This is a genomic window from Neoroseomonas rubea, from assembly GCF_016106015.1.
Classification (GTDB): domain Bacteria; phylum Pseudomonadota; class Alphaproteobacteria; order Acetobacterales; family Acetobacteraceae; genus Neoroseomonas; species Neoroseomonas rubea.
Genome location: NZ_JACADQ010000607.1, coordinates 1 through 1,233 on the forward strand (window position 1 = coordinate 1; position 1,233 = coordinate 1,233).

Annotated in this window: 1 protein-coding gene; it reads left to right on the forward strand. The window is 74.3% G+C overall.

Annotated features, from left to right (window positions below):
* Positions 1-28 precede the first annotated feature (28 nt).
* A partial coding sequence (locus HW577_RS25260; protein WP_198378836.1) for a S1C family serine protease occupies positions 29-1,233 on the forward strand: 1,205 nt, incomplete at its 3' end.

Here is a 1,233-nt window from a genome sequence, read left to right on the forward strand (position 1 = left end):
GATCGCGAGGATGAAGGAGGCGGTGAAGATGCCCGCCCCGCCGCCCCCACCGCCCGTCGCGCCCGCGGCGGGCGCGGCGGCACCGGCGGGGCGTGCGACCTCCTCCGCCTGGAACTGGTGGCTGTTGCCGATCGGCGTGCTGGTGGCGCTGATCTTCCTCGGCCTCGGCTTCTGGCTCGGCTGGAACCTCATCGCGGAGCGCATCGCCGGCCAGCGCCTCGTCGCCCCCGTGGCGGACGAGGCGCGCATCGCCGAGCAGATCGGCCGGCAGCGGGAGACCAACGACGCGCTGCGGCGGGAGATCGAGGCGGCACGCGCGGCCCTCGCCGGCGATGTCTGCCGGCCCGGCGATTTCGGCCTCTCGCCGCTGACGCCGCCTCAGATCACGCCCATGCAGCCCGCCCAGATGCCACCGCCGGCGCAGGGGCAGCAGGCCTTCCAGGGCTCGCTGATCGAACTGCTCGATCAGGCGACGGTGCTGGTGCTCGGGCCGCTCGCGAACGGGCAGGGTGTGGGGACAGGGACGGGCTTCGTCGTCGCACCCGGCGTGATCGTGACGAACGCGCATGTCGTCGCGAACCTCGACCCGGCGCGTGTCTATGTCGTGAACCGGCGCCTCGGCCGGCCCTTCACCGCGCAGGTCGCGGCGCAGACGCCCGACCCGCAGCCAGGCCGGGCCGACTTCGCGCTGCTGCGCCTGCCGGCGGATGCCCCGCCGCTGTCGCCGCTCGGCCTGACGCGCGTGGCAAGCCGGCTCGACCCTGTCATTGCTGCCGGCTTCCCGCAGGCGATCATGCAGACGGATGCGAATTTCCGCGCGCTGCTCGACGGCAACAGCCAGGCGATCCCGGAACTCGCCGTGACCGATGGGCTCATCAGCGCGGTGCAGGCGCTGCCCTCGGGGCTGACGGTGATGCCGCACACGGCGGCGATCAGCCGCGGCAATTCGGGCGGCCCGCTGGTCGATCGCTGCGGCCGCGTCGTCGGCGTGAACACCTTCGGCTTCTTCAACGCCGAGCAGGGGGAGCGCGTCTCCTACGCACAGAAGACGGAGGCGGTGCTGGCCTTCCTGGCTGCGAATGGCGTGACCCTCGCGGACATCGCCGGCGCCTGCCAGCCGGCGCCGGTTGCGGCGCCCTCCGTTCCCGCCGCGCCAGTTTCGCCCGCGCCGCCCGCGCCTGCACCGGCGGCGTCGACACCGTCCACGCCGTCCCCCGCCGCGCCCGCGCCCCC